The sequence below is a fragment of the Corynebacterium sp. CCM 9204 genome, from assembly GCF_041357695.1.
Classification (GTDB): domain Bacteria; phylum Actinomycetota; class Actinomycetes; order Mycobacteriales; family Mycobacteriaceae; genus Corynebacterium.
Window position 1 is genome coordinate 133,427 of record NZ_JAUERX010000005.1, and the last position, 25,914, is coordinate 159,340.

At 64.5% G+C, this 25,914-nt stretch carries 24 protein-coding genes and 1 pseudogene; 12 read left to right on the plus strand and 13 right to left on the minus strand.

All coding sequences use genetic code 11. The annotated features are described in order from the left end of the window. The first annotated feature begins 113 nt into the window (after nt 1-113). The gene (locus QWU43_RS10505; protein ID WP_370917815.1) at nt 114-1,526 is read left to right on the plus strand and encodes an AI-2E family transporter; all 1,413 of its coding nucleotides are present in this window, start codon (nt 114-116) and stop codon (nt 1,524-1,526) included. A 550-nt stretch (nt 1,527-2,076) separates the two neighbouring features. On the opposite strand, the gene QWU43_RS10510 is transcribed toward QWU43_RS10505, so the two are convergent. Continuing rightward, nucleotides 2,077-2,718: a nucleosidase gene (locus QWU43_RS10510; RefSeq protein ID WP_370915474.1), complete on the minus strand. Its 642-nt coding sequence runs from the start codon at nt 2,716-2,718 to the stop codon at nt 2,077-2,079. 99 nt (nt 2,719-2,817) lie between these two features. Here QWU43_RS10510 and QWU43_RS10515 point away from each other — a divergent pair, with 99 nt between their 5' ends. From QWU43_RS10515 to QWU43_RS10535, 5 genes and pseudogenes are all read left to right on the plus strand, one after another. After that, the gene (locus tag QWU43_RS10515) at nt 2,818-3,471 is read left to right on the plus strand and encodes a hypothetical protein (RefSeq protein WP_370917816.1); all 654 of its coding nucleotides are present in this window, start codon (nt 2,818-2,820) and stop codon (nt 3,469-3,471) included. Between the two features lie 231 nt (nt 3,472-3,702). Then, the gene (locus tag QWU43_RS10520) at nt 3,703-4,164 is read left to right on the plus strand and encodes a hypothetical protein (protein WP_370917817.1); all 462 of its coding nucleotides are present in this window, start codon (nt 3,703-3,705) and stop codon (nt 4,162-4,164) included. Nucleotides 4,165-4,440: 276 nt separating this feature from the next. Next, nucleotides 4,441-4,602, plus strand: a complete 162-nt coding sequence (locus tag QWU43_RS10525) for a hypothetical protein (RefSeq protein WP_370917818.1) — start codon at nt 4,441-4,443, stop codon at nt 4,600-4,602. A 500-nt stretch (nt 4,603-5,102) separates the two neighbouring features. After that, nucleotides 5,103-5,204, plus strand: a pseudogene (locus tag QWU43_RS10530) (DUF3887 domain-containing protein); the annotation flags it as partial. Between the two features lie 30 nt (nt 5,205-5,234). Further along, nucleotides 5,235-5,600 carry a DUF3887 domain-containing protein gene (locus QWU43_RS10535; RefSeq protein ID WP_370915585.1) on the plus strand — a complete coding sequence of 122 codons (366 nt, stop codon included), beginning with the start codon at nt 5,235-5,237 and terminating at the stop codon, nt 5,598-5,600. A 123-nt stretch (nt 5,601-5,723) separates the two neighbouring features. Here the strand turns inward: QWU43_RS10535 and QWU43_RS10540 are convergent, their stop codons facing one another. The 7 genes from QWU43_RS10540 to QWU43_RS10570 are packed head-to-tail and all read right to left on the minus strand — an operon-like array spanning nt 5,724 to nt 12,352. Beyond that, nucleotides 5,724-6,668 (minus strand): sulfite exporter TauE/SafE family protein, encoded by a 945-nt coding sequence (locus QWU43_RS10540; RefSeq protein ID WP_370915471.1) that lies wholly within the window; start codon nt 6,666-6,668, stop codon nt 5,724-5,726. Continuing rightward, entirely contained in the window at nt 6,656-7,396 is a 741-nt protein-coding gene (locus tag QWU43_RS10545) for a sirohydrochlorin chelatase (RefSeq protein ID WP_370917819.1), read from the minus strand. The genes QWU43_RS10540 and QWU43_RS10545 overlap by 13 nt, the downstream gene beginning before the upstream one ends. Next, entirely contained in the window at nt 7,389-8,696 is a 1,308-nt protein-coding gene (locus tag QWU43_RS10550; protein WP_370917820.1) for a sulfate adenylyltransferase subunit 1, read from the minus strand. Before QWU43_RS10550 ends, QWU43_RS10545 begins: the two co-directional genes overlap by 8 nt. Beyond that, nucleotides 8,696-9,649, minus strand: coding sequence for a sulfate adenylyltransferase subunit CysD (gene cysD / locus QWU43_RS10555; protein ID WP_370917821.1), 954 nt, complete (start codon nt 9,647-9,649; stop codon nt 8,696-8,698). The genes QWU43_RS10550 and cysD overlap by 1 nt, the downstream gene beginning before the upstream one ends. Next, nucleotides 9,646-10,425, minus strand: a complete 780-nt coding sequence (locus QWU43_RS10560; RefSeq protein ID WP_370917822.1) for a phosphoadenylyl-sulfate reductase — start codon at nt 10,423-10,425, stop codon at nt 9,646-9,648. The genes cysD and QWU43_RS10560 overlap by 4 nt, the downstream gene beginning before the upstream one ends. Continuing rightward, on the minus strand, nt 10,422-10,679 hold the full coding sequence (locus tag QWU43_RS10565; RefSeq protein ID WP_248140933.1) for a hypothetical protein: 258 nt from the start codon (nt 10,677-10,679) through the stop codon (nt 10,422-10,424). The genes QWU43_RS10560 and QWU43_RS10565 overlap by 4 nt, the downstream gene beginning before the upstream one ends. Next, nucleotides 10,676-12,352 (minus strand): nitrite/sulfite reductase, encoded by a 1,677-nt coding sequence (locus QWU43_RS10570; RefSeq protein ID WP_370917823.1) that lies wholly within the window; start codon nt 12,350-12,352, stop codon nt 10,676-10,678. The genes QWU43_RS10565 and QWU43_RS10570 overlap by 4 nt, the downstream gene beginning before the upstream one ends. Before the next feature lie 393 nt (nt 12,353-12,745). Between QWU43_RS10570 and QWU43_RS10575 the strand changes: the two genes are divergently transcribed. The 6 genes from QWU43_RS10575 to QWU43_RS10600 all read left to right on the plus strand — a co-directional run bounded on the left by QWU43_RS10575 (nt 12,746) and on the right by QWU43_RS10600 (nt 21,810). Beyond that, nucleotides 12,746-13,165, plus strand: coding sequence for a hypothetical protein (locus QWU43_RS10575; RefSeq protein WP_370917824.1), 420 nt, complete (start codon nt 12,746-12,748; stop codon nt 13,163-13,165). Nucleotides 13,166-13,449: 284 nt separating this feature from the next. Further along, on the plus strand, nt 13,450-16,443 hold the full coding sequence (locus QWU43_RS10580; RefSeq protein WP_370917825.1) for a heterodisulfide reductase-related iron-sulfur binding cluster: 2,994 nt from the start codon (nt 13,450-13,452) through the stop codon (nt 16,441-16,443). Nucleotides 16,444-16,607: 164 nt separating this feature from the next. Continuing rightward, nucleotides 16,608-17,639 (plus strand): ABC transporter substrate-binding protein, encoded by a 1,032-nt coding sequence (locus tag QWU43_RS10585; protein WP_370917826.1) that lies wholly within the window; start codon nt 16,608-16,610, stop codon nt 17,637-17,639. 138 nt (nt 17,640-17,777) lie between these two features. After that, complete coding sequence (locus QWU43_RS10590) at nt 17,778-19,043, plus strand: pyridoxal phosphate-dependent aminotransferase (RefSeq protein WP_370917827.1); 1,266 nt, start codon at nt 17,778-17,780, stop codon at nt 19,041-19,043. A gap of 156 nt (nt 19,044-19,199) precedes the next feature. Continuing rightward, a complete protein-coding gene (locus tag QWU43_RS10595) occupies nt 19,200-20,390 on the plus strand; it encodes a hypothetical protein (RefSeq protein WP_370917828.1) in 1,191 nt (396 codons plus the stop codon). Between the two features lie 100 nt (nt 20,391-20,490). Next, a complete protein-coding gene (locus tag QWU43_RS10600; protein ID WP_370915462.1) occupies nt 20,491-21,810 on the plus strand; it encodes a YibE/F family protein in 1,320 nt (439 codons plus the stop codon). A 60-nt stretch (nt 21,811-21,870) separates the two neighbouring features. Here QWU43_RS10600 and QWU43_RS10605 read toward each other — a convergent pair whose 3' ends face one another. From QWU43_RS10605 to QWU43_RS10625, 5 genes are all read right to left on the minus strand, one after another. Next, the gene (locus QWU43_RS10605; protein WP_370917829.1) at nt 21,871-23,196 is read right to left on the minus strand and encodes a UDP-glucose/GDP-mannose dehydrogenase family protein; all 1,326 of its coding nucleotides are present in this window, start codon (nt 23,194-23,196) and stop codon (nt 21,871-21,873) included. Between the two features lie 115 nt (nt 23,197-23,311). After that, nucleotides 23,312-23,443 (minus strand): hypothetical protein, encoded by a 132-nt coding sequence (locus tag QWU43_RS10610; protein ID WP_370915461.1) that lies wholly within the window; start codon nt 23,441-23,443, stop codon nt 23,312-23,314. Nucleotides 23,444-23,622: 179 nt separating this feature from the next. Beyond that, nucleotides 23,623-24,603, minus strand: a complete 981-nt coding sequence (locus QWU43_RS10615; protein WP_370915460.1) for an ABC transporter substrate-binding protein — start codon at nt 24,601-24,603, stop codon at nt 23,623-23,625. Next, the gene (locus QWU43_RS10620) at nt 24,600-25,274 is read right to left on the minus strand and encodes an ABC transporter permease (protein WP_370915459.1); all 675 of its coding nucleotides are present in this window, start codon (nt 25,272-25,274) and stop codon (nt 24,600-24,602) included. Before QWU43_RS10620 ends, QWU43_RS10615 begins: the two co-directional genes overlap by 4 nt. A gap of 7 nt (nt 25,275-25,281) precedes the next feature. Next, on the minus strand, nt 25,282-25,902 hold the full coding sequence (locus QWU43_RS10625) for an ABC transporter permease (protein ID WP_370917830.1): 621 nt from the start codon (nt 25,900-25,902) through the stop codon (nt 25,282-25,284). Between the last annotated feature and the right edge of the window lie 12 nt (nt 25,903-25,914).

Genomic DNA, 25,914 nt, shown 5'->3' on the forward strand with positions numbered 1-25,914 from the left:
CAGCCAGTTACGGAGGGGAGACTATCGCTTTTTACCTGCAGAGTTTCCCCTCCCAAATCCGGAGCACATGAACTACCCGCAATGCCGAGACTCTGGCATAGTTGGCAAGCATTATGAGTGATAATCAGCACCCCCGGGTTCCGGGGCATTCCGACGACCTCGCCCCCCAGTCGAAGGACAGCAACGTCCCCAAGTCGAATGATTCAGCCAAATCCAGGGACGCCATCTTCAACGCGGCCAACCACGACCGTGATGAATCCCCCACCACGGGCAAACACTCAGCACCGTCATCAGCCAACCCGGGCGCCGGTCAACTCGACCGTGCCGTGATCATCGGACGTGACGGGCGTTGGCTCGCAGGCTGGGCACTGCGTTTCATCATCGTCGCGGTGGCAAGCGGAATCGCCTGGCTCGGGCTCGGGATCATCTGGACGGGTGTCCTTCCGATCCTGCTCGCCATCCTCGTGTGCACGGTGCTGTGGCCACCGGTGCGCTGGCTGAAGGAACACGGTGTCCCCGGCGGAGTCTCCTCCATGTTCGTCTTACTCGGTTCCCTCTGCGCCATCGGCGGAGTATTCGCGGCAATGGCTCCGAGAGTGGCGGATCAGTCAAAGCTGCTATTCAAACAGGGACTCGCGGGGCTGGAGAAGCTGGAGAGCCAGCTCTCCGAACCTCCGTTCAACATCAATACCGACCAAATCGGAAACGCCGTCAACGAGATCACCCTGAAACTGCAGGACGGCGCATCCGGGCTTCTCTCGGGAGGGGTCGCGAATAAACTGGCCTCCGGCGTCTTCGCGGGGGTCTCCACCGCCACCTCGATGGTGGTGACGATGGTCCTCATGCTCGTCCTCACTTTCTTCTTCCTCAAAGACGGGCACACCTTCCTCCCCTGGCTCCGCCGCAATGTCGGGACCAAAGCAGGTTGGCATCTCACCGAGGTACTCACCCGAACATGGAACACACTCTCGGGGTTCATCCGGGCACAGGCACTCGTGTCACTCATCGACGCAATATTCATCGGCATTGGACTCGTCGTCCTCGGCATTCCCCTGGCACTGGTGCTTGCGGTGATCACCTTCTTCGCCGGCTTTATCCCAATCGTCGGCGCGATCTCTGCGGGCGCCATCGCGGTTCTCGTCGCCCTGGTGTCCAACGGTCTGACCACCGCCATTTTTGTCTTGCTTCTCATCCTCGCGGTACAGCAGATCGAGGGGAACATCCTCTCCCCGATGCTGCAGAGCAAAGCCATGAACCTGCACCCCGTGATCGTGCTGCTGTCCATCACCGTCGGTGGCGGACTGTTCGGCATCGTCGGGGCCTTCCTCGCCGTGCCTGCCGCAGCAACCGTCGCAGTGTGGCTCCGCTACCACGCGGAAATCGTCAGCCTCCGATCCGGGGAACGGACGATCGACGAAATCGAGACCGAGACCGCAGCCGGTTCCAAGGCCCTCATAGACATCGCCCAGGCGATGCGTTCGGTCCGGCGACGCTTCAGACGGCATGACATTCCAAGCAACGACTAAGACGTGTCTCCTATAGCTGAGCGGTGATTCGCCAGACGGCGGCCGTATGGCGTGACCCGCCAAGGGAGGAGTTCAGCCCATGGCAGACGGTATGCACGCGCCATGGTCGCCACACCGAGAGCACCTGGGACCGGGCCCTGCACACGATTCTCGCTGACGCGGATGCACCCGGGATGATCAACTGGAACGTCTCGATCAATACCACCACCTGTCGCGCCCACCACCATGGCACGAACACAACGCGCCCCTGAGCAGGACACAGAGGGCTCAATCGAATCACAAGAACCAGCCAATCGCGGAGTGTGAACCTGCAGGTCACCGTATTGGCCGCTCGCGTGGTGGACTGACGAGCACGATCCACAGCACCATCGACCGGCAAGGCCCGGCCGCCTGCTACGACAAACCCGCCATCACCGACCGCGCCGCGGTCCACCTCTGCGCAATCCTGACCTGAGTACGCCTTTTAGAAGACACTCCCTAGTCTCCGACACGTCAGAAAGCCCCGCGCCCGGTTCCCGGGCGCGGGGCTTTCTCGGTCCAGGTCCCGGGGTCAGGAACGCGCCACAGGGACCGGGACGTTCTGCACGAGTGCATCGGCGTCCAGAAGAGTGCGCAGGGCGTCGTTCAACTGGCGGGAGCCCTCCGCCACGGCGTCGGCCCACGTGCCCACGGACTCCTCGTTCGCGCCGTCACTGATCTGCTTGAGCAGGGTGACGGGAATGCCGTAGCGGTATCCGATCCTGGCGAAGCAGTAGCCCTCCATCTCCACGAGCTCCGCACGCTCCGCGAGCCGGGTCCGGATGGCACTGTCCGCGATGAAACTGTCACCCGTCGCCAGGCGGGCGGTGGGCAGCAGTCCCGACGTGCCGAGCGTGAGGGCGTTGATCTCCGGCTTACCGTCGATCTCCTCCAAAAGCTCGGAGGAGAAGTCGTGCTTGTACACCTCACGCACCTCATAGACACCGTTCAGGCCGTCGACGAGCCCACCGCAGGTTCCCAGGTTGATGATCGCACTGGGCACCCGACCGTCGACACGCGCCTCCGTGAGCACCTCGGTCAAGCCGATCGCCGCACGCAGCACGCCAACCCCCGTGACGAGCACAGGCAGATCGGTGTCGATAGCCTGCGTCTCACTGGTAGTTGCGAAGACGAGGAGGGGCCGACCGTTGGTGATTGTTCCGCGAAGTTCCATGCCCACACTCTAGGTCACAGAAAAGACACCGGCGTGGTGAACCTGTGCGGTTAGAATCAACCGGAGTGCCGTAAACCTGCGTCACAGGAAAGGACACGCATGTACCCCGTCAAGAGGATCGCCGTTGTCGGTGCCGGGCCGGTCGGCATCCAGACCGCCGAACTGCTCGTCGGGTGCGGCTGCAACATTTACGTCGACCTTTTCGAACGCACCCCGGCCCCCTTCGGCCTCATCCGCTACGGGCTGGCCGAACACGCCCCGGGGGACACCCTCACCGAGAAACCCGACGCACCGGCAACACCGCGGCTGAAACTGTTCGGCAACGTGTGCGTCGGCGGGGACATCACCGTCGCCGAGCTCCGCCGCCACTACGAGGCCGTCGTGATCTCCCCCGACGTCGCCTCCGGCGCGGGCTTCTCCGCCACGCGGGAGGCAGGGCGCCTGACCCCCGGTGTCTACACCACCGGCACGGAAAACCCCCTAACCGCGGCGCGGGTCGTCACCACCCGCATCGCCACCGACGCCTGGGTCGGGACGCTGGGCACGCCGCTCCTCGCGGACGCGGGCCGAATCCGCGAGCTACTCGACACACGCGATGTGGCCTACACCTCGTGGGAGGGCTGGTGGCTACCGGAGACGATGATCTCGGCCCCACCCACCGCCGCCGCACTCGCGTCCGCGGCGACGCTGGCCGGCTCCATCGACTGGGACGGCATCGCCCGACTCGCCCGCGGCGTGCCGATCTGCGAGTGACCGGTCCCCTGCGGGACCGCGGAATCCCGTACGTTCCCTGGGCCGTGACGTGACCATCGCTCTCCGGGCCTGCACTGCGGACGAAGACAACCGCGCTGACCCCGGGATACCCGGCTCTTCACGTTTCACAGTGCTAAGTTTCATGCAGACCTTGTTGTTGGCTGTGGGGGGAATGCCGTGTGTGAAGACTTTCCAAAAGAATCAGATCAGATTCTGATTAAACCTAGCAAGATGGTCAAGCTCAGCGCAGCGGTACCGCCTATTATGTGTTTAGCCTCTTCTCTGGCTGCCGTCGCTTCAATGCCGAAGCCAATCCCTTTCTCTTTCTGGATTGTGGGAGCCCTTACCAATGCTGCCGTTATAGGTTTTTCTGCATGGGCGGCTTACTCCATGAAGGTCGAAGTCGTGCGAGACACCTCATCAAGTCTAGTTAAAATCAGAGCACCCTTTTATTCTAGAAGCTTCAATCACAAATCGATTAGCGACATCTCTACTGGTGAGGATTCGGGGATGAATTCTGGTTTAATTAACTGGCCGGTTACCGGTAGTGCCAACTCGGAGAAAGGGGTCCGCATTAACTTGGGAGGGGCAGCCCACATAAAGTTCCTGGCCGATGGGAAACACCGCTTCACCATCGTCACGACAGGAATGTCGCAGGCTAAACGTCTCGCAGCGCTTCTGTCAAACAACTAGGGCTTTTGGATAGAATCTGTTTGCCATGGTCAATTTTGCGGTGGGTACGTGACCAGAACCAGGAGCCTTGGTGTGCACAGGGATGCAGACCCGGACCTGTATATGTTGGGTGGACGATGCTGGGATCAGTAGGCTTTGAGCATGGTTAGGCCCACCCATCACCGATGAGATGGTTAGCCGTGCCACCTAGCACCTGGTGATGTGCTTGACACGGTTCGGCGCTCTTCATGTTTCACAGTGGTTCGCAGAATCTAGTGGGGGCTGGTGTACGAGTAGGTGACATCTGATCTGGCATGCCCTTCGGGTTGGGGCTGGAAGGGTGACTGCCGTGCCCAAGCTCTACCCCCAGGAGTTCCGGTTCGCGTGGCTCGGTCCTCCGAGGACGGCGTGACGATCGAGCAGATCGCCGCCGGCACCAAGACCACCTCAGCCGCTTGACCCCATCGAACACGAGACCATCCTGACCCACACGACCACTCAAGCCCCGTGATTACCCACGGCGCACCAGCCCCCTCTCATACGCGAAGAGCCGGATACCCGAGGTGACGGTCCTCGTCACCGGCCCGCCACCTGCGAGTTCCCGACAACCGCCCCACCAGACGGTGCAGGATACGTGCGACGTGTCGGGGTGCGGGCCCCGACTGACATCCCACCGCTCGTGCGCCCAGGTCCGACAGTCCTGTCGCGCATCCCCACCGGGGTCGTGTAAACATTTCCTTGACACTCTCTCGACGTAAAGATATCCTTTACACATGTCGGAACCGCTGAACACCACCACACTCGCCACGCTCCTCACCCAGGTCGCGTCCCTGCTCGCCACGGAACTCCGGGAGATCGACACCCCCGGCACCGAAAGCATCTCGAGGAACACCCCGCCCCGGGACGTCACCCACTCCCTGGCCACGGCACACACCATGCAACTGCTGTCCACCGAGGCGCTGGGGGCACTGGTCCTCGCGGCCCGGGAACGGGGCACAACGTGGCAGAGCATCGGAAACGCCCTCGGCATCAGCCGACAGGCGGCGTTCCAGAGGTTCGGCAACCCCATCGACCCACGGACAGGAAACCCCATGAACAAACCCACCCCGACCCAACAGCAGGAGGCAATCACCCGCGCCGTGACCTTCCTCGACGTCCTCACAGCTCACGACTGGGACGGCGCGGCGCGCCTGCTCGGCCCGGTACTCGGCAACGAACTCGACGCAAAATCCCTGGCGGATGCCTGGGCCCAGGTCGTGGCCCTCGGCGGCGAGCTGGAGGCCCGGCATCCGGCGCAGACGGTGAGCCTCGCCGACGAGGTCTTCGTCGTCGAACAGCTCCTCGACTTCGAGGCGGCCGACCTCGTGGGACGGATCAGCTACAACCGGGAAGGTGAGATGGTCGGCCTCTGGTTTCTCCCCGCCGACCAGGCGCTCACCGGAGACCGGTCCCACTGACCCAGCGACAGTGCCCCACCACTGACTGCGCGTGGAGGAGATCACCCGCGCCCCGTTGAATCCGGGTGACGGGTGACCTCCTCCACGTCGTCGCGTCCGCGCCCCCAGGGCACCGGCATGGCCTCATCTGGCCGTCCCGGCCACCACGCATCCCCGTTCCACGGAACCAGGGATCTCCGGCGCAGCTTCATCGATGACCCGCACCCGGTTCCGGAGCCGCCGCACGCCACAACAGGTCAGGCCCACGCCGAGGGCCAGCAGCACTCCCTCGACGGTGGGCAGCACCCACGTCGCGGTGTCGAGCGCACCGACCACCCGGGGTGCGTTGACGAGCATGAGCGCGGTACCGACCGCCCCGCCGAGCAGACCGGGTGGCATGCGGCTGACCAGCCACGCCGCGAACGGCGCGGCGATCACACCACCGATGAGCAGAGCGGCGACGGCGGGCAGGTGGGCGAGCAGCTCCTCCCGCATGCCGATCGCGAACCCGGTGGTGGCGGCGGCGGTCACCAGGAACTCGGAGGTGTTCACGGTGCCGACGACCCGGCGCGGTTCGGCGTGCCGGAGGCTCATCAGGGTCGAGGCGGTGACAGGTCCCCAGCCACCCCCGCCGGAGGCGTCGATGAATCCGCCGGTCAGGCCCAGGAGGCCGAGGACCCGTCCCCGGCGGCGGGTCTCCGTGGCGATCGCGTGGTGCGGGGCGCCGCGGGAGAAGCGCAGCAGGAGGTGCAGCCCGATGGCGGTGAGGATCCCCGCCGTGACGGGGGCTGCGGCAGCGGTGGAGAGGTTCGACAGGACGTAGGCCCCGAGAAACGCGCCGACCGCGCCCGGGACGCCGAGGCGCAGTGCGAGCCGCCAGTCGACGTTGCCGAAGCGCCAGTGGCTGATCCCGGAGGCCAGGGTCGTCCCCAGCTCCGCGGTGTGCACCACGGCGGACGCCTGCGCGGGGCCGAGGCCGGCGGCGAGGATGAGCATGGTCGTCGACGTCGCGCCGAAGCCCATGCCGAGTGCGCCGTCGACGAGCTGCGCGATCGCCCCCGCCAGGGCGATGAGGATCAGGGTACGCATGCCGGTGTCCGGTCGCTGGTCAGGGCGTCGGAGTAGCGGGTGGCGACGATTCCGGCGAGGTCGCGGCCGAGCGGTGCGCTGACCGAGATGTCCGGGCCCCCGGGGCGGGTGGCGGGCAGGCGGTCGGTCAGCCGGTCGAGCAACAGCCCGTGGGTGACGAACAGCGGGAGAACGTGCAGCGAACCGGCTGCGCGGGCGCGGTCGAGGACCGCCCCGGGGCCGCCGCCCGGCCCGGTGGCGGCGATGACGTCGACACGGCGACCGGTCTGCTCGGCGAGCTCCGCCCCGAGTCGCGCCAGGTCAGCCGATGCCCGCTTGCTGGACGTTCCGACCGGGTGGAGGACGGTGTCTCGTCGATCCGCGGCATCCGTGATCAGGCGCTCCGCGAGGACGTCGACGAGATCCGGGCCGGTACCGAGCCCGTCCGCGAGGGTCATCCGTAACCCGGAGACCTCCGTGGCCGCGTGCACTTCCTCGGGGACGTCGGTCGTGGCGTGGAACGCGCGGGTGAACAGCAGGGGCACGACGACGGCCTCCCGGACGCCCGCGACGGCGAGCCGGAGGGCGACGTCCGGGAGGGTGGGCGTCGACAGGTCCAAGTGGGCCGGGTGCGCGGGCAGGTCCAGGAGGTCACCGGCGGCCGCGGTCAGCTCGGCGATACCGGCGTCGGCGTGGGGGTGACGGGATCCGTGAGACAGGGTGATCAGTGCGGGACGCGGGTCAGTCACGGCCACCACCGCCGGTGCCGTCGACCAGGCCTGCGGCGAGGGTGTCCCCGGAGGCGGGGTCGATGAGCAGGAGGGAGCCGACGGCACCGCGGGCGGTGAAACCGTCGACGGGCAGGGCCTCGGCGACCTGGATCTCGGCGCGCACGATGTCGTTGAGGGCGAGTTCGCCCGGGGCGTCCCGCACGACGTCACCGACCGGGGCGTCGATGTCGAGGCTTTCGGTGATCCGGGTGACCCGGCCCCGGACCAGTGACGTGCCGTAGCGCAGCTTGAGCAGTTGACCCGGGCGGACGGCTTTCTCGGCCAGTCCGACGAGCGTTGCGGTGAACTCGCGGACGTCGTCGGGGCGGTCGGCACCGGCGATGAGGTCACCGCGGGTGAGGTCGATGTCGTCGGCGAGGCGCAGCACGACGGAGTCGCCGGGCAGCGCGAGCGCCGCTTCCCCGTCCGGGGTGTCGATGCCGGTGACCGTCGTGCTGCGCCCCGACCCGAGATGCACCGTGTCGCCGGGGCGGACCTGACCGGCACTCACCCGGCCCGCGTAGCCGCGGTAGTCGGTGGCGTGATCGCGGATGACGGTCTGCACGGGGAACCGGAAACCCAGCTCGGTGGCCTCGGGGCCTGCGGGCACGGTCTCCAGGATCTCGAGGACGGTGGGGCCGGTGTACCAGTCGGTGTTGGCGCCACGCTCGACGACATTGTCCCCGAGCAGAGCGGAGGTGGGAACCACGAAGGTGCTGGTCACACCGAGCCGCTGGGCGAGAGCCGTGAACTCGGCCTCGATGGCGCAGTACACGGACTCGTCGAAGCCGACGAGATCGATCTTGTTCACCGCGAGGACCACCGTGTCCACGCCGAGCAGGGCTGCAGCGGTGAGGTGGCGGCGGGTCTGGGTGACGATGCCGTTGCGGGCGTCGACGAGCAGCACGACGACGCGGGAGGTTGACACACCCGTGACGGTGTTGCGGGTGTACTGCACGTGGCCCGGGGTGTCGGCGAGGATGAAGGTGCGCTTCGCGGTGGCGAAGTAGCGGTAGGCGACGTCGATGGTGATGCCCTGCTCGCGTTCGGCGCGCAGGCCGTCGACCAGTAGGGAGAGGTCGACGTGGTCCAGGCCCTTGGCCCGGGAGGTCGCCTCAACGGCGGCGAGCTGGTCGGCGAGCACTGATTTGGTGTCGTGCAGGAGGCGACCGACGAAGGTGGATTTGCCGTCGTCGACGCTGCCTGCGGTGCACAGCCGGAGGGTCTGGCGGTCGTACAGCGCCTCGGTCGGGGTGGGGGCGGTGAGGGTGCTGGTCATCAGAAGTAGCCTTCCTTCTTGCGGTCCTCCATGGCGGATTCGCTCAGGCGGTCATCGGCTCGGGTGGCGCCACGTTCGGTGAGGGTCGATGCGGCGATCTCGGCGATCACGGCGTCGACGGTGTCGGCGTCGGAGTCGACGGCGCCGGTGCACGACATGTCCCCGACGGTGCGGAACCGCACGCGGCGGGTCTCCAAGGTTTCACCCCTACGGGGGCCGCCCCAGTCGCCGGCGGTCAGCCACATGCCGTCGCGGTGGAACACCTCGCGATCGTGGGCGAAGTAGATGGACGGCAGTTCGATGTTCCTAGCCCCGATGTACTCCCAGATATCGGCCTCGGTGAAGTTGGAGATCGGGAACACGCGGATGTTCTCACCGGGCAGGTGTCCGCCGTTGTAGAGATTCCACAGTTCGGGCCGCTGGCGGCGGGGGTCCCAGCCGCCGAAGCTGTCGCGGACGGAGAAGATGCGTTCCTTGGCGCGGGCCCGTTCCTCGTCGCGGCGGGCACCGCCGAGCACGGCGTCGTAGCCCTGTTCGGCGATGGTCTCCACGAGGGGGATGGTCTGGAGGGGGTTGCGGGTGCCGTCAGGGCGTTCCGTGAGGTCCCCTCGGTCGATCCAGTCCTGGACCTTCGCGACGCGCAGTCGGGCGCCGGTGCGTTCGATGAGGCGGTCGCGGAAGTCGAGAACCTCGGGGAAGTTGTGCCCGGTATCGATGTGTAGCAATTCGAATGGTACAGCGGCGGGGGCAAACGCCCGGCGGGCTAGTTCGTGGACGACGACGGAGTCCTTGCCCCCGGAGAACAGCAGGGCGACCTTGTCGAACTGTCCGGCGACTTCGCGGAGGATCTGGATGGCCTCGTTCTCCAGGTCCCTCAGGTGCGGGGACAGCGGCGAGCCGGTGCCCCGGTCGGTACGGGCGTCGGGCGTGGTGTCGGTGAGGGTGGTGGTCATGTGTGGAGTCCGCATTCTGTCTTGTTCTGTCCGGCCCAGCGGCCGGCCCGGGGGTTTTCGCCTTCGGCGACGGGCAGGGTGCAGGTGGCGCATCCGATGGACGGATAGCCACGGGTGGTCAGGGGGTGCCGGATGAGGTCGTGGTCGACGATGTACCGTTCGGTCTCCTCGAGTGACCAGGTCACCAGGGGCGAGATCTTGAGTCGGCCGGTTTTGTCGAGGGTGACGGCCGGGGTGTCGGCGCGCAGCGGGGAGTCGGCGCGGCGCAGTCCGGTGACCCATCCGACGTAGCCGCTCATCGCGGCGGCGAGTGGCTCGACCTTGCGCATTCGGCAGCAGGCTGTGGGGTTGCGGCGGTAGAGCGCGGGTCCGTAGGTGGCGTCCTGCTCGGCGCGGGTGAGGATCGGGGTGGCGGTGACCAGCGGGAGCGGGTACCGGTGGCGCACCGCATCTGCGACGTCGAGGGTTTCGTCGAAGTGGTAGCCGGTGTCGAGAAACAGTAGGTCGGCGTCGTGAAGGTACCGGGACGCGAGTTCCGCGAGGACGGTATTCTCCATCGACATGGTCACCGCAACGGGACCGTGCACGTGTTCGGCGACGGTCGCGAGGATCGTCTCCGCGTCGGCGTCGTACAGTGCGTCGGCGTGCGTGTCGACGAAGGCGGCGAGCTCGGCGCGGGTCCCGGGGTCGAGTGGTGCGGTGGTCGCCGCCCCGGCGGGTGAGACCTCGGGGTCGCGGTGGGCGCGGGGGCGGGCGAAGCGGCTGAGGTCGGTCACGGTACCCGCACCCCCGGTGTGTGTCCGTGGTGGTCGAGGGATGCGGCGAGTGCCTCCGCGGTGGAGGGCGCGGGCGCGGGCCGGTTCGCCGGGTCGTTGCGCCCGTGGAACATCACGGAGAACACTCTTCGGCATTCCTGGCAGGCCCACGCGAAGTCGGTCTCCTCGTCGGGGAAGAGGTCAGTTCCGCCGCAGTAGGCGCAGTACTGGGGGAAGCCGCGGTTGGGGTTGGGCTTGTCGACGCGGTAGCTCACTGCAGGTCCCCCTCGTCGGCGCGCAGAACCCAGTCGCGGAACTGCTCACCCTCGGTGCGCTGCTCGCGGTAGCGTTCGACGAGGCGAACGACGTAGTCGCCGAGTTCCGCGGAGGTGACCTTGTGTCCGCGCAGCTTGCGGCCGAAGTCGGGGTCGAACCCGAGGGCGCCGCCGAGGTGCACCTGGAAGCCCTCGACCTTGTTGCCCTCATCGTCGGTGACGAGTTGGCCCTTGAGTCCGATGTCCGCGACCTGGGAGCGGGCGCAGGAGTTGGGGCAACCGTTGAGGCTGATCTTCAGGGGGACGTCCATGTCGCCGAGCCGGTCCTCCAGTTCGTCGACGAGCTGGATCGCCCGCGCCTTGGTGGTGACCAGGGCAAGTTTGCAGAACTCGAGGCCGGTGCAGGAGATCACGCCACGCCGGAACTCGCTCGGCTCCGGGTACAGTCCGGTGGCGTGGAGCGCCTCCTTGAGGGGCTCGACCTGCCGCTTTTCCACGTCGAGGAAGAGCAGCTCCTTGTCGACGGTGGTCCGGATCCGGGTGACGCCGTGGGCCTCGGCGGCATCGGCGATGGCAATGAGCTGGTCGCCGGAAGCGTGGCCGACGGTGGGCTTGACGCCGACATAGAAGCGGCCGTCCTTCTGCGGGTGGACGCCCAGGTGGTCACGGTTGCCGGGATTGACGGGCGCCGCCGGGCCGTCGAGGAGCGGGCGTCCGAGGTAATCCTCTTCGAGAACCTGGCGGAACTTCTGCACGCCCCACTTCGCCACCAGGAACTTCAGGCGTGCGCGGTTGCGCAGGCGGCGGTAGCCGTAGTCGCGGAACACCTTGACCACGGACGCCCAGACCTCCGGTACATCATCGAGCGGCACCCAGACGCCGAGGCGCTGGGCGAGCATCGGGTTGGTGGACAGGCCGCCGCCGACGTAGACGTCGAAGCCGGGGCCGTGTTCGGGGTGGTTCACGCCGATGAAGGAGAGATCCTGGATCTCGTGGGTGACGTCCTGGCGCGGGGAACCCGAGATGGCGGACTTGAATTTGCGAGGCAGGTTGTGGAGTTCCTCGCGGTGTAGCCAGTCCGAGGTGATCGCCTCGATAGCGGGGGTCGCGTCGATGATCTCGTCGGCGGCGATTCCCGCGACCGGGGATCCGAGGATCACCCGCGGCACATCGCCGCAGCCGCAGAGGGTGGACAGTCCGACGGCGTCAAGTTTCTCCCAGATCGCGGGAACGTCCTCGATGCGGATCCAGTGGAGCTGGATGTTCTGCCGGTCGGTGAAGTCACCGGTGCCGCGGGCGTAGTCGCGGGAGATCTCACCGACGGTGCGCAGTTGCGTGGTGCTGACAATGCCGCCGTCGAAACGCACCCGCATCATGAAGAACGTGTCCTGCAGTTCCGCGTTGGTGGCGGTACCGGTGTGCTCACCGCCGAGATCCTGGCGGCGCTGCGTGTACAGGCCGACCCACTTGAACCTGGGTGCGAGGTCGTCTTCCGCAATGGAGTCGAAGCCCTGCTTCGAGTAGATGTCGATGATCCGTTGCTTGCAGGACATCCCCGGGTCCTCGGCCTTGATCCGCTCGTCGGCGTTGAGCGGTTCGGTGCCGTCGATCTTCCACTGGCCGTCCGGCCTGTGCTGCCGGGCGGGCCGTTCCTTGACGGTGGTCGGTGCCATGGGTGCTCCTTGGAAAGCCCGGTTCCGGCAGTGCCGGGGCCGGGGCCGCGATGGGGGTGCTGTTGGTGCGGCCAAGTCTGACACAGGAAACACTTTTACGGCCATAAAAGCGGCATTTTTTATGAACAGGTCGGTCTATTTTTTCCCATTTATGCCCTTTTACCTGCAAACTTCACAGACCATCATTCATGAATGAAATAGACCGTTCTGTACATTGCTGAACCTTTCCAACCCCTCATGTCAGGCGACGCTCCCCACCGCAGTAGCCCCGGTGCCGTAACGCTCCCAACCACCAGGCCCGCGACGTCAAAAACCAGTGGGGACACCCGCTAGCAGCGATAGTCCGATGTCGCTTATATTCAGAAACAACATCCCCCCCCAGAGGAGTACCCAATGTCCAAGAAACTGCTCGCCGGAATCATGCTCCCCGCACTGCTCCTCGGCCTGGCAACCCCCGCCCACGCCGAGGAAGGCGCCACCGGCTCATCAGTCGCGCACCTGTCGTCGACAATCGCCCCGGCCCACCCCTCCGGCATGCCCGCCGAAGCCGTGGTGAAGTTCGGTGTGATGACCCAGGAGGAGGTCGACCAGTGCCGGGCGGAACACGCCGGCGACCCCGATCTCCCCGTCACCACCGAAGCAATCAACTGGATGGAACGCCCCTGCCCCGCCGGCCCCATCACGGACGAAGAGCTCGTCAACGCACGCATCACCACCGGAGTTCTTTCCCTCATCACCGCACCAGTTCGCCTCGTGCTCGGTTTCCTCGATTTCATCAGCTCACTGTTCACCGGAGCGACAAGCCCCGAGTAAACCCTCCCACACACACGTCCGACTGCCCTGCTACCAACTCCACGTCCCGGAGCTGGCAGCAGGGCAAGTTTATTTTCAGACTTGTCGAACCATCACCGGACGTTGGCTGAACAGACATGTTCCCCGCTGTACCGGGTTCTCCGGTGGCGCGGCAAGCAGACTCCGTTGGGGAGATGACCACGGCACCGCTTAGAGTGGGAAGCACCATGCCCGCACGCAGCCAGCCCGCTCGTGACAGGCACTGAACACCCATTCTTTTGCCCACGCCAAGGACCTCTCCCGCGATGATGCTCGCCGCAGCCCCAACGATGACCAGCACGACTGTCGTGCTGGGAATCATCGGTTTCCTGCTGTCACTTCCCGCATGGTTCTACTTCCTCCGTGGCGCCAGCCGACTCTTCCGTCTCGTCCGTGCGGGACAACCCCTGCCGGGCCGCACCGACCGGCCCGCACGGCGCGTCGGCACGCTGTTCAAGGAAGTCGTCTTCCACAGCGAACTGGCCCGGAAACCCGCCATCGCGGCAGCTCACTGGCTGGTCATGGTCGGTTTCCTCATCGGATTCGTCCTCTGGTTCGAGGCCTACATCCAGACCTTCTGGCCACGCGGTGGCTGGCCCATCGTCAGCGAATGGGGCATGTACCACCTCGCCGACGAACTACTCGGTATCGGCACCGTCGCCGGCATCTGTTTCCTGATCGGTGCCCGCCTGCACACCGGAACCCGCGAACGCATGTCCCGGTTCTACGGGTCCAACGCCCGCGCCGCGCACTTCGTCGAGGGCGTCGTCCTCATCGAGGGGCTCGGAATGATCGCCGTGAAGTCGGCGAAGATCGCCACCTACGACGACATCCACCCGCACCTGTGGTCCGATTTCCTGACCATGCACATCGCGCAGCTCCTCCCCGCAAGCCCCGTGATGGTCAGCGTATTCGCCCTGATCAAACTGCTGTCGGGCACGATCTGGCTCTTCGTCGTCGGGCGGCAACTGTCCTGGGGTGTGGCCTGGCACCGGATCACCGCCTTCTTCACCATCTTCCTCCAACGCAACGCGGACGGTGCACCGGCACTCGGCGCGCTGGCACCGATGGTCTCGCGCGGAGAGCAAGTCACCCTCGACAGCGTCGACGAGCTCGACCCCGACACCGACCCCATCGGCACGGGCACCCTCCGGGACGCCTCCTGGAAGATGCTTCTCGACGCCACCACCTGCACCGACTGCGGTCGCTGCCAGGAGCAGTGCCCCGCCTGGAACACCGCGAAGCCACTGTCCCCGAAGTTGCTGATGACCGACCTCCGCGACGCGATGGTGACCAACTCCCCCTATCTTCTCGATCCGTCCCTGCTGGACGCCGACACCTCCCATGACGGTGTGGATGTCCTCAAGCTCGTCGGCGAGGGCCGCACCATCGAGCCGGACGTGCTGTGGAGCTGCACCAACTGCGGGGCCTGCGTCGAGCAGTGCCCGGTGGACATCGAGCACATTGACCACATCGCCAACATGCGCCGTTTCGCGGTACTCGCAGAATCGGAGTTTCCCTCCGAACTGGCGGGCCTGTTCAAGAACCTGGAGGCCAAGGGCAACCCCTGGGGCCGGAACTCCGCCGACCGTGCCACCTGGATCGACGCCGCACGCCGCGACGGCATCGAGGTACCCGTGTTCGGTGAGGACATCACCGACTTCAACGACACCGAATACCTCTTCTGGGTCGGCTGCGCAGGCGCCTACGACGATGAGGCCGTAAAAACGACCCGCGCCGTCGTCGAACTCCTCCACACCGCAGGCGTGAAGTTCGCGGTGCTCTCCAAGGGCGAGACCTGCACCGGTGATCCCGCCCGGCGCGCCGGCAACGAATTTCTTTTCCAGATGCTCGCCCAGGAGAACATCAGCACCCTCAACACCGTGTTCGAGGGTGTACCGAAGGGCCAGCGCACCATCATCACCACCTGCGCCCACTGCTTCAACACCCTGCGCAACGAGTACCCGGACTTCGACGGCCACTATGACGTCGTCCACCACACCCAGATCCTGAACAAGCTGGTCCGCGAGAAACTCCTCACCCCGGTGCCCCGCCGCCCCGAGGACCGCAGGCCCATCACCTACCACGACCCCTGTTTCCTCGGCCGCCACAACAAGGTCTTCGACCCACCGCGCGAGCTGCTCGGCGCGACAGGGCACGATCTACGGGAGATGGACCGCAACCGGAACGAGGGATTCTGCTGTGGCGCGGGCGGTGCCCGCATGTTCATGGACGAGACCATCGGCACCCGCATCAACGAGAACCGCACCAGCGAGGCGCTCGCCACCGGCGCCGAGGAGATCGCCGTCGGCTGCCCCTTCTGCACCGTCATGCTCACCGGCGGGGTCAAGGCACTCTCCGACAAGCCGACCGCCGATCAACCCAAGGTGCGCGATGTCGCCCAGATGCTCCGCGATGCCGTCCTCGTCGACGGCAAACTGCCGGAACCCCGCGAGCGCGCCTTCCTTGCACCACCCCGCCGAGGCACAACGGACCTCGGCCTGACCTCGGTGAAGCCCCGGAAGGAGGGGACTTGTGGCAGTGCAGAGGCCAGCCACGAAGCCCCTGTTCCCGATAGTTTCCCAGACCCACAGATCACAGTCCCGGCACCGGAAAAAACACCGACTGTCCCCGGTACACCGTCGGCCCCGCGCGTGCCCGGAGCCACGATCCCGACGGCACCTGCGCCTCCGAAAGCACCCGGAGTTCCTTCCGCTCCGGCCGCACCCAGGATATCCACCCGACCGCCAGCTCCGGGAGTTCCCGCAGCACCCGGTATACCCGCGCCTCCTGCGCCACCGGCTGTCCCCAAAACCCCACCAGTCGCGACTCCACCTGTTCCCCCAGCCACACGGACAGGCGTACCCAGGGCGCCCAAGGCACCCGGAACAGCCCCCACACCAGCAGGCCCCACAGCACCGTCAGCCCCCACACCAGCAGTGCCACCAGTCCCCCCAACACCCACACCAACCGCCCCCAGTGCACCTGCAGCACCCACAGGCCCCAGCACCCCCCGTGTTCCAGGAGCGCCCAAAGCGCCCGGGATTTCGCAACCGGGTATACCCCGGGCTCCGGGCGCCAGCATCCCCCCAGCCCCCGGGATCTCAAAGGTTCCCGGTGTTCCGCAGGCCCCGAGCGGCACGCCCAACCCAGGAACCTCCCTCACTCACCAATCAGGAGCACCCACACCACCCGGTAAGACCAGCCCCATTGCCCGGCCCGCTGGGACAGGCATGTCCGACGATCAACCGAACGCCTGAACAACTTTGGGGCTTTCCTTTGCTCAATTAGAAAGACAGGGGACCAGGAAGGAACGGGGACACCGCTTCCGTGGTGGGCGGCGCAACGGTACACACGCTGTTAACGTCGGAAATATCTCACTATCCATTCACCGCAATTCCTGCGGTCTCTTGAAGGATCGCCCGTGATATCACCGCCTGCCGTCCGTCGCGCCGCAGTTCTGTTCGTCGCTATGTCCTTTTCTCTCTCCGGATGCACTGCGAAGCCTGATACTCCGGACCCAACAACGGAGACCCGAACGGAGATGTCTGCGACCAACAGTTCCGTGCAAGAGACGAGTACCAGGCAGATCAGCATCGTGCACGCACTCGGTACGACGAAGTTGGATGCCCCGGCGCAGACCATCGTTGCGCTCGACGACCCGTGGGCGGATGCCGTTCTGATGCTGCACGGGACTCTCGTCGGTTACGCAGACACACATGCACAGGGCGCCACTCTAGGGAATTACCTGGGGGGTTTATTGGATGAGTACGGTGCCGATGCCCAAGTCATCGGAACACCTCGGGAGCCGGATTTTGAGATGATTGCGGCGTTGAAACCCGATCTGATCGTGGGAACCCGGGAATCAAGCGGTGAGTATTATGACCGTCTGTCAGAGATTGCGCCGACGGTGATGTCGGAGGGTGCTCCTACAACCTGGAAAAGCGGGTATCTCGTACTCGGTAAAGCGATGGGCGCGGAGCCTGAAGCTGCGGCGCTACTCGCCGAGTACGAGAAACAGGCACGACGTATCGGTGACGAGATCAACGTGAAGTCAGCGAACCCAACTATTTCGGTGGTACGTTTCCAGAACGGGCCGACGAGAATCTTCGCGAACGCGTCCTTCCCCGGCATGGTACTTACCGACGCCGGACTGTCCAGACCGAAGTCACAGCGGGGCACCCAGAATTTCATCAAGATCACTGCTGATCAGGTCGATGCGGTTGCCGCCGACCGGATCTTCATGACGATGAGTCCACTCGGTGGGGAACGTTCCCTGGACAGTTTCCGTGCGACACCCCAGTGGACAGAACTGGATCAGCGGACGGTCATTGCCGATGACGCGGCCTGGATCACCTCTGAGTCTCTCCCCGGTGCGTACGCGATCCTCGCGGAGTTGGCCCGAGCTTTCGATGTGTCCGGCCCCGTCGTTCCCGATGAACTGAAGCCCCGGTAATGGCGGAGGGGACGCGAACATTCTCCCCCGCATTCCCCCCTTAATCACTAGTTTCGCATGGGGTACCTACCTAAAAACAAAGGGGCTGTTTTCCCGAAGCTCCCCGCATGCCACCTCTCAGATGGCACGATAGGAACCATGACTGAAGCGACACTTCCTTCCCATGACCCCACCACCGGCAGTGAACGACGCCTGGTACGACAGGCCAGCCGCCTGGACAATGTCGTTTACGAGATCAGGGGGCCGATCAGTGCCGAAGCTGAACGCTTGGAGCAACAAGGCGTCGAAATCCTGAAACTCAACACCGGTAATCCGGAAATCTTCGGTTTCGAGGCCCCCAAGGCATCGGTCCAGGCAATCATGGACAACATCGGCCACGCACAGGGGTACTGCACCGCCAAGGGATTGATCCCGGTGCGGGAATCCGTGGTGCGCCGCTACGCTGAGGATCCTAATTTCCCGGAATTCGACGTCGAGGATGTCTTCATCGGGAACGGGGTCTCCGAGCTGATTCTCATGGTCACGGCCGGCCTGCTGAACCCCGGTGACGAAATCCTGGTGCCCAAGCCGGATTATCCCCTGTGGACGGCGGCGACCACACTGAACGGCGGCACTCCCGTGCATTATCTCTGTGACGAGTCCAACGGCTGGAACCCGGATCTGGAAGATCTGCGGTCGAAGGTCACCGATCGGACCCGCGCGATCGTCATCATCAATCCCAACAATCCCACCGGCGCGGTGTACTCCCACAATGTACTGACCGGAATCGTCGATGTTGCCCGGGAACATGATCTGATGCTGTTCGCGGACGAAATATATGATCGCATCCTCTACGAGGACGCCAAACACATCAGCGTCGCCACACTGGCCCCGGATCTGTTGACCATCACCTTCAACGGCTTGTCCAAGGCCTATCTCGCCGCCGGTTACCGCGCCGGATGGATGGTTCTGACTGGGCCGAAGGACCATGCCAGAGAGTTCATCTCGGGGCTGGAACTGCTGGCGGGAACCAGACTGTGCTCCAACGTTCCCGCACAGTACGCGATCCCCGCTGCCCTGGAGACGCACCAGGAGATCTTCGATCTGACCGTGCACGGCGGTCGACTACTCGAACAGCGGAACGTAGCCTACGAGGGAATCAACGCCATCGACGGTCTCAGTACCGTGAAGCCGATGGGTGCCCTGTACAACTTCACCCGCATCGACCGCAACGTGCATGACATCCACGATGATGCAAAGCTGATGCTCGATCTCCTCCGTCAGGAGCACATCCTGATGGTTCAGGGAACCGGATTCAACTGGGATGCACCAGACCATTTCCGTGTGGTCACGCTGCCCTCCACGGCGGAACTCTCCGAGGCCATCGAACGGCTCGGCAACTTCCTCGCGCACTACCGTCAGTGATAATGCCCGCGCCCGTCTCATCGGCGTCCCCCGGACGCCGGCGTGGTGTACGGGCCGTTTTCTCTATCATTGACATCATGCAGCCGGACACATGACCGGCGTCGGCGATCACACCCGCCGGATAATCGCACAAACGACGACGAGATGAGGACCAGCGTGCGGAAAAGCGCCGGATACGACAGCTCCACCCTGACCCCACGGGGCATGTTCGCGACCCTGACCACCCTTACTGTCGCAGGACTTATCGCCACCAGTGTCTACATGTACATCGGTGACGAGGAAGCGGGTGCCGCCACCTCGGGGAAACCACGGGGGGAAACGAGCACGACCTCAACCACGGCACCGGAATCAACGTCGGAGACATCCGGGGAAAACTCTGCCAGCTCTACCACCTCTTCCCCGGAGAAAACCTCCTCAACCTCCGCGAGTTCAACCACCTCCTCTGAATCTGAATCCGCCTCATCGACGACCTCAAAGAGCGGCACATCATCCTCAGCGACTGAACCGACTTCGTCGAATCAACGATCCCCGGAAAGCACCTCGGAAAGCGCATCAAAGACACCGACTTCCTCTACTTCTAAGAGCTCGAGTACACGCTCCAGCGACAGGAACAGCAGCCGCACCAGCGGAACGTCAACAAGAAGCGAAACTCCCGAGCCCACCGCCACTCCCGAGCCCTCCGCACTCGGTGACAAGGCCTACGCTGCGGAAATCAACCCGGGGGAACGACGTACCGCCGATGTCGACGGCACCACCGTCTACTATCCATCCAATCCGGCTGGAGACATCTTCACTGACGACGGTGAAGCACTCACCCCGGACGACGAGAACTGGCTGACCGCCGCCCCCGCCGTCGAATGGCAGCGTCTCAAGGAAAACCCCGCCAGCGACACCGCCTGGGATTTCCCCTTCAGCGCGTCCGATGGCCCGTGGCAGGTCACGGACGGAATCGCACACGGATTCAGCCAAACCCCTCAAGGAGCGGCGCTCGCAATCTGGCACATTTACCAGGGTGTAAACCGCGGTGGAGTCGACGCCGCCCGTACCGCGCGTACTTTCATTCCACCCAGCACCGATCCAGCGCGGCTCGATGCCGTGATCGCTGATCCGTCCCTGATCCCGAATACCCCCGACCACTCCGCAGCCATCCCGATCGCCTACAAGGTCGAATCCTTCGACGGGGAGACCGCTTCCATCGCTTTCGCGACAGCCCGTGACGGCGATGTCGTTTCCGTTGTCACGATGACTGTCCGGTGGATCGACGGCGACTGGCACCAGGATGACCAGTTCATCCGCAACCTTGGTCTCAGCCACATCGACAAGATCGAGGACTGGGCACGCTGGTAGAGCCCACCCAGCCCGCCACCCCGACTACACCGGACCGTGGCGGGCATTTTACTGTTGTCACTGACCACGACACTCCTCCCGAAAATCCAAGGAGCACGCGATGGGCCGACACTCCCGATCCGATACCCACGAGGACCCCACCGAGCACATCGTCGGCCATCTCGCGGCACATGGCATCGGCCCCGATGGAAATCCACTGCCGAAACGACGCGGGGAGAAAAGACCTTTCACCCGTCCTCAGTGGATACTGAGTGTCTTCCTGATCATCACCTTCATCGGCACCATCGTCGGTGTCGTGGCGCTCTGGCCAACCACCGAAAAACCCAACGTCACCCCCTCATTCGAAAACATCTCCTCACTGTCCAAGGAGAAGGTGACCGGCACGGTCGCCCTCATCACCGAGGGCTCCTGCACCTCACCATCCGTCGGCAGGATCTTCGATTCCTCGCCCATCGTCCCCCTCGAGCACTCTGACCGGGTCTGTGAACAGGCCATCATCGACATCACGTCCGGTGTCAACGAGGGGAAACGAACGATGCTCATGCTCTCCGGTCAACCCGGCGACCCTGAACTCTCAGAGGGTGAGAAGATTCTCCTCTATGAATCAACCACCTCAGAAGACACCACCGGATACACTTTCGCCGACTACCAGCGCGGTTCCACCCTTCTCGTCTGGGGATTGATCACTGCCCTCGGGGTGGTGCTTCTCGGTTCCTGGCTGGGTGCGCGGTCCCTCGTCGGTCTCGCGGTCACGCTGGCGGGCGTCGGCGTATTCCTGCTCCCAGCGCTCCTTCGCGGCGGACCACCTCTGGCCCTCGCCGTTGTCTGTGGCTCCGCCGTCCTGTTCGCGGCCCTCTATCTCGTGCACGGGGTGAACTGGAAGACGTCCTCCGCACTCGGCGGCACGCTCATCGCCCTCGGCATCGCCGCAGTCCTCGCCCAGTTCGCAATCAGCGGTACCCAACTCCGTGGCCTGGGGTCCGAAGACAACCTGATGATCCAGCTCTACTTGCCCGACGTCTCCGTCACGGGGCTCATGCTGTGTGGCTTCATCATCGGGTCACTCGGCGTACTCAACGACGTCACCATCTCGCAGGCATCGACCGTCAACGAACTCGCCGCCATCGACCCCAACGCCTCCCCTTGGAGGCTGTTCAAGGGTGCCATCCGTGTCGGCCGTGACCACATTGCCTCCATCATGTACACCCTCGTCCTCTCCTACACCGGCGCGGCACTCCCCCTGCTCCTCCTGCTCACCGTCGCAGACCGACCGTTCGGTGAACTACTCACCGGAGACATCATGGCCACCGAACTCCTGCGCTCCGCCGTGGGTGCCCTCGCACTGACCATGTCGGTTCCAATCACCACGGCAATCGCCGCCTTCACCTGCTCCGGGCGGGGGCATTCCCACGCACACTGAGTTCACCATCACCCGGAAACACGGAACCTCCGGGCATCGCGTATCTCGGTGGTACCGGTATCAATACCGGCGTCCGATACCGCGGTAATCCCAGCCGGAATCAATCCAGGCTCGCGCGGGAAGGCAGTTGCGGCCGTCGATCATCAGAGGACGATCCGCGTGACATGCCGCCTCCACGGGATCAAGCTCGATGAACTCGCGCCATTCCGTCGCCAGGACGACGGCTTCGGTGAGATGCAGCGCATCGTAGACGGTTGGCGCATAGGTGAGCTCCGGGAGCACCCGTTTCGACGGTCCCATCGCTTGGGGGTCATACACGGTGACATCGGCACCGATTCGTGCGAGCGATCCTGCGATGAACAGGCCCGGGGAATCACGTATGTCATCACTGTCAGGTTTGAAGGCGGCACCGAGGACCGTCACCCGCCTACCCGCAACCGCGCCATCGAAGGAACGGACCACCGTATCAAGGACCGCCCGGCGTTGCCCGAGGTTGATGTCATCGACGCTGCCCAGCAGTGCGGGGATTCCGGTCGCACCGAGTTGTTCCGCACGGGCCGAGAACGCTCTGATGTCCTTGGGCAGGCAGCCACCACCGAACCCGAGCCCGGCGCCGAGGAACTTCCGCCCGATGCGGTCATCGTGGCCGAGTGCGCGGGCCAGATCAGTAACGTTTCCACCACTCAGGTCACAGATTTCCGCGATGGCGTTGATGAAGGAGATCTTCGTCGCCAGGAAGGCGTTGGCGGCCCCCTTGACCAGTTCCGCAGTCTCAAGGTCCGTGACGATGAACGGCGTGCCCTGCGCCAGGGTCGCCGCGTACACGTCACGGAGAGTGTTCTCCGCGTATCCCGCGTCATCACCCGGCACCCCCGCGACGATTCGATCCGGGTGGAGCGTATCCGCGATCGCATGTCCCTCCCGGAGAAACTCCGGATTCCAGGCGATGCGTATCTCCGTGCTTGGCGCAGCGAGTGCGGAGACCATCAGTTGCAGATCCGCGGCGGTACCGACGGGAACCGTCGACTTCCCGATGATCAGGTGGCGCCCCCGCATCTGCCGAACCAGCGATGTCACCGCGCCGTGGACCTGACTCAGGTCAGCGGACCTTCCTTCAGAGTGCTGGGGCGTGCCGACAGTGAGAAAATGGACGTCTGCGAAACGGGCCGCCGCGGCGATATCCGTGGTGAAATCCAGTCTGCCGGTGGCCAGGTTCGCCGAGAGTTTTTCGGCGAGGCCAGGTTCGTAGAAGGGAACCCGTCCGGCACGGAGTGCCTCGATGCGTTCGTCGCTGATGTCCACCCCCAGCACCTCGTGCCCAAGTTCAGCCATACAGACGGCGTGAGTGGCGCCGAGGTACCCGGTTCCGATGACGGTCAGTTTCATGTCACCAGTTGTACTCTGCGAGTGTGAGGGAAAAGTGAACACTGTTTGAACGACGTATCCCGGCCCCTGAGAGAATTCGGGGGCCGGGATACGGTGATGAGAAGTACGAAGACGGTCAGTCTTTCGGCATGCTCTTGCGGTAGCAGTAGATCGTGTACAGCGCCATCGACACGATGATGACGGTGATCGCGACAACGACGATCACGCTCATGGTGGGGGTCCACCAGCTTGCGTCTGTGGTCGGCATGTTCCTCCTCCTCTCCTGCATAATCTCTCCCTGACCCGGTGGACGGAACAATGCCGGGTTCGGTGACAGCGGTGGCGTTATTCGATGGGTCACGGTGTCCGTGCCACTGGTGGGGAGAAAACCCCGCGAATCACCACTTATTGTAGCGTCAGCCGACAGCACGGAGCTAACTACGAGGATCAGGAATTCTCTGCGACGAAGTCCCGTGCGATGGTCTCTGGACTGGCTTTCTCCGGGCCGATGTTTCGGATGTTCATTTCGAGAAGCGCCTCGGTGGTGAGATCGGCGTTGATCTTGGTGAGCGCTTCCCGGGCTTCACCAGATACCGCCTTGCCCTGCATCAAGGGGAGAACGTGCTGCGGCAGGATGAGGTTCTCCGGGTCCTCGAGGGTGACCAGATTAATCTCTTCACCATCGGTGTTGAAAGTCGGGGAGGTCGTGTAAACGTTGGCCACATTCGCCTTGTTCGTGGTCAGTGCCGCGATGGTGAGTGGCCCACCTGAATCGGAGATGGGGATGATGGTGAGTTTATCCGCCGGGAGACCGTAGAATTCCTCAAGACCGCTGGGGCCGTAGGGGCGATCCTTGAGTTCCGGGTTGGAGGCGATCCGGATGTCATCGAGGTTCTTCAGATCAGCGATCGTGACCAGCTTTGCTTGTTCAGCGAGCTCCCGGGTGACCCGGTAGGAATCTTTAGACTCACCGGGGGCGGCTTTTCCGGTGGCGAGACCTGCGGGCAGCGCCTTGTTCAGGCCGTTGAGAACCTGTTCTTCGGTCGCCCCGAGCGGAAGCTCCTGGCCCTCGGCGGCCATGAAGTACTGAGCGAGGTTACCGGTGTACTCAGGGACAATATCGACGGAGCCCTCCTGCAGTGCCTTGAGGTAGACGTCCCGGGAGCCGATACCGGACTTAACCTCAACCTCGAAACCGGCGTTACGCAGCGTTTCGGCCCAGATCTGACCGATGATCTCACTCTCGGGGAAGTTCGCGGTACCGATGACGATGCTGTCGGTGGCGTGCTTCGGCTTCGAGTCACCGTCGGTGCTGTTCTCACTCAACGGGTCGGATGACCCGGCACATGCGGCGAGTGGGAGGACCAGGGCCAGCCCGGCGATGGCGATTCCTGCGCGGCGAATGAACTGGTTCTTGGGGAAGGTCATGAAGTGACGCCTTTCGGTCGAAGTCGATGTTGTACGCGGGCCAGCGTCATATCCGCTGCGAGTGCGAGCCCGGAGACGAGGATCGCCCCCACGAGCATCTGCTCGTAGTCGCGGAGGGCGAGTCCATCCAGGAGGTAGCGGCCGAGCCCGCCGAGTCCGATGTAGGCGGAAATCGTGGCGGTAGCCAGTACCTGGAGCACACACGATCGTACCCCGCCGACGATCGTGGGGGCCGCCAACGGAAGTTCGATGCGGGTCATGATCTGACCTTCGTTGTGCCCCATCGCCCGAGCAGCATCAACGACGGGGCCCGACACCGTCGCCACCCCGGAGACGGTCGCAGCGAGGACTGGCGGTACCGCGAGGATGAGCAGCACGATGGTGGAGGGCACGATGGGTAACTGGATTCCGAAGCTGATTTCGAGGGTCAGCCACGTCAGCAGCCCAAGGGACGGCATGGCACGGAGGGCACCGGTTGCCGCGATCACCCCAGATGCGCCTTTCCCCGTATGCCCGAGGAAGAGACCGAGTGGGAGCGCGATGAGCAGTGCGATACCGACGGCAAGCGCAGAGTACAGGATGTGCTCACCGAGGCGGACGGTGATTCCTCCGGGACCGGGCCAGTTAGATGGGTCGGCTATAAATGAAACAGCTCCGCTGAAATGGTCCATCCTTGTCTCACCTCCCTGCCCAGGGCATGAGCAGGCGGCCCGCGATGACGAGGACGGCATCGAAGAGCAGCGCCAGGATCACGGTTCCGGCGACGCCAGCCATGATCTCGGTGGGGAACGAACGGGCGAAGCCGTTGGTGAACAGGGTGCCAAGAGACTGCACACCAGTGAGCGCACCGACACTGACCAGTGAGATCGTGGATGCGCTGACAACGCGGAGACCGGCGAGGATGATCGGTCCAGCGAGCGGGAGTTCGACGGTGAGGATCTGCCGCCAGGCCGGATATCCCATGGCGACGGCCGCCTGCTTCTGCGGTTCCGGCACCGAGTCGAACGCATCAGCGGTGGTACGGATCTGCAGCGCGAGCCCGTAGAGCGTCATCGCGATGATGACGTTCAACGGAGAGAGCACGGACGTGCCGATGATCAGGGGAAGAACCACGAACAGGGCCAGCGACGGGATGGCGTAGAGCAGTCCAGATGCGGTAACGAGCAGTTCTCGGGAGATTCGGTTGCGGCTCGCGGCCCAGCCCAGAGGAAGCGCGATGATGAGTGACGCGATAATCGCGGGCCAACTGAGGTTCGCATGGGCGAGAGCCAGTTCGCCGATGCGGTCGAGGTTCGCCATGATCCACCCCCA